This window comes from Acidimicrobiales bacterium (genome assembly GCA_035531755.1).
Taxonomy (GTDB): Bacteria; Actinomycetota; Acidimicrobiia; order Acidimicrobiales; family UBA8190; genus DATKSK01.
Window position 1 is genome coordinate 45,782 of sequence record DATKSK010000035.1, and the last position, 6,990, is coordinate 52,771.

4 protein-coding genes and 1 tRNA gene are annotated in these 6,990 nt (G+C 63.3%); 2 read left to right on the forward strand and 3 right to left on the reverse strand.

From position 1 onward, the window contains the following. Nucleotides 1-3: 3 nt before the first annotated feature. Both cobT and VMV22_07560 read left to right on the forward strand, forming a co-directional pair. Nucleotides 4-1,080 (forward strand): nicotinate-nucleotide--dimethylbenzimidazole phosphoribosyltransferase, encoded by a 1,077-nt coding sequence (gene cobT / locus VMV22_07555; protein HUY22183.1) that lies wholly within the window; start codon nt 4-6, stop codon nt 1,078-1,080. A 123-nt stretch (nt 1,081-1,203) separates the two neighbouring features. Then, nucleotides 1,204-1,277, forward strand: a tRNA-Val gene (locus VMV22_07560). Nucleotides 1,278-2,683: 1,406 nt separating this feature from the next. Here VMV22_07560 and VMV22_07565 read toward each other — a convergent pair. The 3 genes from VMV22_07565 to VMV22_07575 all read right to left on the reverse strand — a co-directional run bounded on the left by VMV22_07565 (nt 2,684) and on the right by VMV22_07575 (nt 6,969). Beyond that, nucleotides 2,684-3,364, reverse strand: coding sequence for a recombinase family protein (locus VMV22_07565; GenBank protein HUY22184.1), 681 nt, complete (start codon nt 3,362-3,364; stop codon nt 2,684-2,686). A gap of 823 nt (nt 3,365-4,187) precedes the next feature. After that, complete coding sequence (locus VMV22_07570; GenBank protein HUY22185.1) at nt 4,188-5,264, reverse strand: hypothetical protein; 1,077 nt, start codon at nt 5,262-5,264, stop codon at nt 4,188-4,190. 1,453 nt (nt 5,265-6,717) lie between these two features. Continuing rightward, entirely contained in the window at nt 6,718-6,969 is a 252-nt protein-coding gene (locus tag VMV22_07575) for a helix-turn-helix transcriptional regulator (protein HUY22186.1), read from the reverse strand. Nucleotides 6,970-6,990: the final 21 nt, after the last annotated feature.

Sequence of the window (6,990 nt, forward strand, 5' to 3'; positions counted from 1 at the left end):
GTCATGACCGACCAGCGCTTCGCCACTGCCTGCGCCCGAGTCCGGCCCGTGGACGCCACGGCGGCCTCGGCGGCGTCCGATCTCCACGACACCCTCACCAAGCCGCGCGGATCGCTCGGTCGCCTCGAGGAGATCGGTGTCCGCCTGTGTGCCATCGCCGGCGAGTGCCCGCCACCTGTGCCCTCGCCGGCCACGGTGGCGGTGTTCGCCGCGGATCACGGCGTGGTCACCGAGGGCGTCACGCCGTGGCCCCAGGAGGTGACGGCGCAGATGGTCGCCAACTTCTGCGCCGGCGGTGCCGCCATCAACGTCCTCGCCGGCCATGCCGGGGCCGCGGTCGTCGTCGTGGACGTCGGCGTGGCCACCCCGATCCCGGTCGACGCCGGCAACCTCCTGCGCAGGGCGGTGCGCCCGGGGACCCGCAACCTCGCCGTCGAGGCGGCCATGACCGAGGACGAGGCGACCGCCGCGCTCGGGGTGGGCGTCGACGTGGCCGCCCTGGCGGTCGACGGTGGAGCCCGGCTCCTCGTGACGGGGGACATGGGCATCGGGAACACGACAGCGTCGGCGGCTCTGATCGCGGCGTTCACCGGTCGTCACGCTGCTGACGTGACCGGGCGCGGGACCGGTGTCGACGACGCCACACTGGCGCGCAAGACGGCGGTCGTCGAGCGCGCCCTGGCCCGGATCCCGGAGGGGGCCGACCCCCTGGTCGTCCTGGCCGAGCTCGGTGGCCTCGAGATCGCCGCCCTCTGCGGGTTCGTCGTCGGCGCCGCGTCGATGCGGGTGCCGGTGGTGGTGGACGGGGTCATCGCCGCTGCCGCCGCACTGGTGGCGGCCGCGTTCACCCCCGACGTCGTCGGCTACCTCATCGCCGGGCACCGCTCGAGCGAGCCGGGCTCGTCGGCCGCGCTCGAGTACCTGGGACTATCGCCGGTCCTCGACCTCGGCATGCGGCTGGGGGAGGGCAGTGGCGCCGCGCTCGCCATCCCGACGGTCCAGGCGGCGGCCAAGATCCTCCGAGACATGGCCACCTTCGACGCTGCCGGTGTCACCGACAAGGGCGGCTCCCAAGGTTGAGGCCGGCCCCGATCGGTGCGGATCGGCCCAGGTGCGGGCCCCGCCCGGTCGATTGGGACCCGCTCGGAGGCGGCCGGTGGCCGACGGCCCGGGTGTGGTGACGCGGTACGATCGGCTCCTTGCGGGCGCATAGCTCAGTTGGTTAGAGCGCAGCCTTCACACGGCTGAGGTCGGGTGTTCGAGTCACCCTGCGCCCACTCCCGTTTATCAAGGTCAGCGGGGTTTTCTTGCCTGGAGCATCCCTTCGCTCGCCCGCGGCGGGCGCGCCTTGGGCGCGATCCGATGCCGACGCAGCAAGCGCGTCCAGGGCGTCGTTGACTCGTTCCTCTGAGCCCGGGAAGAGATGACCGTAGCGGTCGAGGATGAATGCCACCGAGGTCACACCGGCTCGCGTCTTTACCTCTAACGGATTCGCGCCTGCCGCGATCCAAAGCGCCACCGCGGTGTGACGAAGGTCGTGTGGCCGTAGAGGAGAGAGGCCAGCAGATGTCACGGCGGGTCGCCAAAAGCGCGTCCGCCACTGATTCAGGGATACAAGTCCACCATGAGGTGCCGGGAATACCAAGTCATTTGGCCCCGCCGCCCGTTGCTCAAGATGATCCCGCAGCGCATCGGCGGCAACTCTGGGGAGCGGAATTGTGCGGTGACCGGAGCGAGTCTTTGGGGGACCAACGACAAGATGTCCTCCGACATCGGTCACGATCTCAACGATTCTCACACTGGACTTTTCAAGGTCCACATAGTTCGTACGCAATCCCCAGACTTCGCCCATCCTTAGGCCCCCATAGGCGGCCAAGAGGACGGCGGCCCGATATCTGTGGTCCATTGTGTCACTGAGATTGCGCACTTCCGCTGGGTTGAGAAACCGCATCTCCTCACGTTCGATTCGCGGCCGGGGCGTTCCCTCGCATGGCGAAGACGGAATCTTTCTTGCCAGGACAGCACTCTTCATGATCTTGCCCATGATCTGAGAAGCCTTGACGACCGTTGCCGGAGCGAGAGGTTTGCCCGCATTGGCCTCCCCATTCGAAAGACCAGCAATCCAGTTGCAAATGGTCATGTAGCCAATATCACCGAGGCACAGGTGGCGGAAGTGGGGGAGGATATAGCGGTCGACATAACCCAGATCGCGGACCCTTGTCGAGAGCCGCAGATCAACGGTGGTGGTCTTCCATTCGTTGACCCATTCGCCAAACTTGAGCTTTTGCCCCGTGGGGTTCATCCAAGTTCCCTTGGCCAATTCGACCTGCTGTGTCGCAAGTGCTGCATCTGCGTCGGCTCTTGTCGGGAACGTCCCTAGCGGCACGCGTCCTCCACCAGGTGCCGTATAGCTGGCCTGCCAGCGTCCGGACTTTCGCTTTCGGATACTCCCGAATTGGCGCCGTCCCTTCCTACTCATCGAGTGCTCCAGAAGGGCCGTAGAGCGAATCGAGGCAGTGAGCTACCAGACGGGGATTTCGACGCCTCTAAAGGCACTACAGAGGCTGTGAGACCCTCTGGGCAGTCCGATTCAGGTGCAGAAAGTCCTGGGTTCTGGAACGATTGTTCCCACCACAGGGTGGTCCGCGACAGGAGCGAGCGTTTCGCGGAATGCGCGTCCGTTTTACGCATTTGCGTTGGCTGCCTGGCGACCGAGGACGGCTCGCACCGTGCTCGCGTGCCACTGCGATCCTCCATGCGCGGTCGGCACGCCATCGGCGTTGAGAGCACGGGCGATGGCGGAAAGCGATTCTCCAGCTTCCTTGGCCACGGCGATTCGCTGGGCGACGGCTGCTGGCAGCAGAACGGGGCGCCCGAGACGGACACCGGCGGCCTTCTTGGCGGCCAGGGCGTCACGGGTTCTGACGCCAATCGCGCGGCGCTCCCACTGTGCAACCGAGGCCATGAGGTTGGCGACCAACTCGCCGGTGGGCGTGCTGGGGTCGAGTCCGAGGTCGAGGGCGACCAAAGTCCACCCTTCTCGCTGACCCTGTGCCAGTAGATTGCCAGCGTCCATGACCGACCGGGTCGCCCGGTCGAGCTTGGCCACGACGAGCGCCCCCGCTTGACCAGAGCGGAGCAAGTCGAGCACGTGCCCCATCCCAGGCCGATCGAGGCTCTTGGCGCTGAATCCTGCGTCCTCGACCATCTCCACGAGTGTCCAGCCCTTACGGGCGCACTCAGCCAAGATGGACGCCCGCTGGGCATCGAGACCCAGGCCGCTGTCAGACTGCTCTTGGGTCGAGCAGCGGCAGTAGCCGACCACCCGGGTCGGATCTGCTGCCTGTTTCGGACGCCTCGCCATGCGGTCATCTTACACTAAACGTCCGTATCATGTAAAGAGAGATCCTCGGAAAGGTCCTCAACGGTGGGCGCGTGGCCATCCGCAAGGCTCCGGAGAGCGATGTATGCGCCCTCAAGGCGAGCAGTGGCGCCCGCGGGAGCCGAGACCTCGCCCGCATGGATCGCGCGCAAAAGGTTGGCGAGCACCCGAGCTGCATCGCCCGGGTCGGGGGGCACAGATGTGGTCACCGAGCCCCCTCCCGTGCGAGGGGTGATGCCGACACGCGTATGAACGCACTACTCGGCACAGGCTTGGTTAGGGACACGATCCCTCCATGGTGTTTAGCCACGGTACTGAGCTTCCATGCTGTCGACTCGGCCCGACCTACCACACCGGCGCGGCGACTAGCCCTAGCTCTCCGGATCATGCCGACTCCTGCGATCGAAGGCTTTGACTCTAGAGGCCTCCTGTCGGCCGCGAGAGTCCTTCTGGCCATCATGGCCACGGAGTGGTGCCAGCGGGGCTAGGAGGGCCGTTTGCGACCCCGTGACCGATGTCACAGAAACCAACTCGTCGGGCCGGAACCAGACGAGTCCAACTCGGTCGCCCAAGTGCACGCCAACCTCACCGACCCAGACACGTAGCCCCGACTCGGTAATTGTCGCCACGACGTCCTGAACCGTGCCCTCTTGCCCCTGGAAGCGGCTCCATGTCCCCTTGGGTGGGCACTTGCGGGCGCAGCGCACGCGCTGGCCGCGTTCGATCGGAGGTCCGTCTGGCCAACAGAGTTCATTCCAAGAGTCGGGGATGTCCTCCTCGACGAGGTCCGGTATCGCGAGAGCGGTCACTGGCGCTGGCCTTCCGTCAGCGACAGCACCTTTGCAGTGCCATCGATCAGGTCGAGATAACGAACGCTCTCCGAAGATTCGGCAATGTCGGGGAGGATCGGCAGATGAAGGCCCAACTTGGCGAGCCTTTTGGCGTACCTGCTCTTGGTCCCCGGAGCCATGCGACCGAGTTGGTCATGGTGTGCGAGCAGGACGTACGCCTTCAAGTCGCGCTGCCCCCTGTCGTCATAACCAGATCGGTTCACCAATTCGAGCACTTGGGGAACGCCCGCCACAAAGGATCCAAATCCAGACCAGCACCAACGGTTCCAAGCCAGAGTGGCGAGCCTCTCTTCCGTGAGATCCCTGACACAACGAATGCCCCCCTGTGATTGCGCCCAGGCCCTGCACTGAGCCTCGAAGCGAAGTGTCCCCTCGGGTGCCCTACCGTTGGATTCGATGGACTTGTCGTACAAAAGAACTCTTCCACCCGACCTTGAACCACTGGAGATTCCCTCGATGACACCCCCCGTTCCAAGTGAGAGGGTTGTAACCGTCGCGTTGGGCCGAAGAGCACCGAGAAATCCCTTGATGAACGAGCTGCTCGGTCCGACGTCGGTAATGTCACGGGTGACGTCAACACGTTTGACTCTTGCGGAAGAGACATCTTCGGCAAGTTCGATCACGTCTCCGGCGATTCTCATGGCATCCGCAATGCATCCGGGCAAGCTTGAGATAGGAGCTAGCCCGACGCCATCGGGGTCAAAGAAGCGCGATGGGTTGAAATCCACCGTTCCCCAGAGCACATCGTGATCAGGGAAGACACGGACGTGCACAGGAGAGCTTCCCGTCTTCGCCGGTAGGGGTACCTCCAAGCGGCCATGGCGCCTGATTGTCCACCAGGATCGAGGGTCCTCGTCATACGATCGGAGGCGCGCGCTGAATGAGAGCTTGTCGATCCCGATCACACGTCCGAGTCGGCTGATGACTTCATTCTCTGATGAGGATTGGACCTTAGAGAAAGCATCCGTCGGCGCGAGGGCAATGACGTCCACAGCGCCAAGGGATTGGGATGAAGATTCGCTATAGGTCACGGGCGCCTCTTCCTCGGAACCGAAGAGGACCGAGCAGGAACTTCTACGGGGACACTCTCCAAGTCTTCGCGTGCTAGATATACCTTCCGGCCCACGCGCCACGACCGAATGTCTCGGTCTAATACAAGCTGCCTTAGCTTCCTCAGAGAAAGATACGAGTATTCCGCTGGCGCGTCGGGCAGCCAAATCAGTCGGATTGGTGACATGGTTTTGGGCTTTCTGTTCATGCGCGAGGACTGCGACCGGTGCTCGCAATCCCTGAGGACCGCCCTCAGGACTGACGTAATTACTACCATGTAGTTTGAGGCAGGCAACCCCCGCGGCGCCGCGTCAGCCCTGGTCAAAGGAGGGAGGCAAAAGAATTTCGTCACCAGCACCCCCGCCACCGCGGTCCGAGGATGAATATGACGATGAATATGACCGTGCGGGAGGCGGCGACGCATCATTCCGAGGCGGTGTGCTCTACGTTGCCCGAACAGCCATCGGTCGAATTGCCGAAAGCCGGTATCAGTGGAACCCCACTTCTCCGCCGCAGACGAGATTGCCAAACTCGCCGATCTTCGCGACCGCGGGTTACTAACCGACGAGGATTTCAACCGGCAGAAATCTGCTCTCCTTGCTCGCGCAGCGGGCCTGCCTATCGCGAGGAGTGGCGCACATCATTCGGTATGGAAGCCGCACATCGGGAGCGATGGAATACCAGTATTCAGAGCTGCGATGGGTGCAGTCCTCTTGCTTGGACTGGCGGCGGGTCTGTCCTACGTGGCCCTTAGCGGAAGATCGACTGGCAAGTCGGCACCTCACCGCTTGGTTCCTACGACCACGGGCAATGCGAGTCCGAGTACGATGGCGAGTGCTTCAACGACGACAAGCAGCCCGACATTACGAACGATCTTGGCACCGGCGACCGCTCCCCCCGTTAGCGATGAATGCACGCTTCAACTCACATATGATGCCGACGGAAACGTAACTCCGCTTCTCTGTCCCAGCGGGGGCGTGAATGTCCTCGCGTGGCAACACTATGCCGGGGGATCGATTGGCAGCGAATCCCCAAGGCCCACCACGGTGATGGAGTTGGGACCATACGCGAGCCCGCCGCAGGTCTATCAAGCGATGTGTTCGGACTACGTCAATATCTTCGGAACAAATCCATTGACGATCTCGGCCGAGGAGCTTTCGGCTTCATACTACGGGTGGAAGTTTGCAGGTGACGATCCGGTCGCAGACTTTGAACAGGCTGTCACTGACGCCAACAGTAGCTGCGAGTAGTTATCTCGCGATGGGTGCTCTGGGATCAAGCGGAGAAGTCGATTGCGAAGGTTACGTGATCGTGATGGAGGGCGCACGTGATCGCAGTGCTCCGCATTGCGGGATGATGCCTTGTCTCAAGCTTCATGACCACGATCTTTCACAATGACGGCGCACAACCTGCCACGCATGTTCGTGAGAGTCGCTACTTCAATGCCTGCTCCCACTGCCGGACCACGCGCGTCAAATCAGCGCCGACCTCCTGGCAGAACTGACGGAGTTCGACGAGATCGAGGCGCCGCTCGGCGCGCTCCACCTTCGAGACGAAGGACTGTGGGCGGCCCAGGCGTTCCGACAGTTCGACCTGAGTAAGACCGGCTGAGAGCCGCAGATCCCGAAGGAGTCTGACAAGGGTGCGGTACTCCTGAGTATGGATAGTGGTCCTCCCCACCCACACGATTCAGCAACCCAGAAGCGA

Coding starts and splice junctions, on each gene's coding strand:
- cobT (HUY22183.1), top strand. CDS start 4: ATGACCGACCAGCGCTTCGCCACTGCCTGCGCCCGAGTCCGGCCCGTG.
- VMV22_07565 (HUY22184.1), bottom strand. CDS start 3,364: ATGGCGAGGCGTCCGAAACAGGCAGCAGATCCGACCCGGGTGGTCGGC.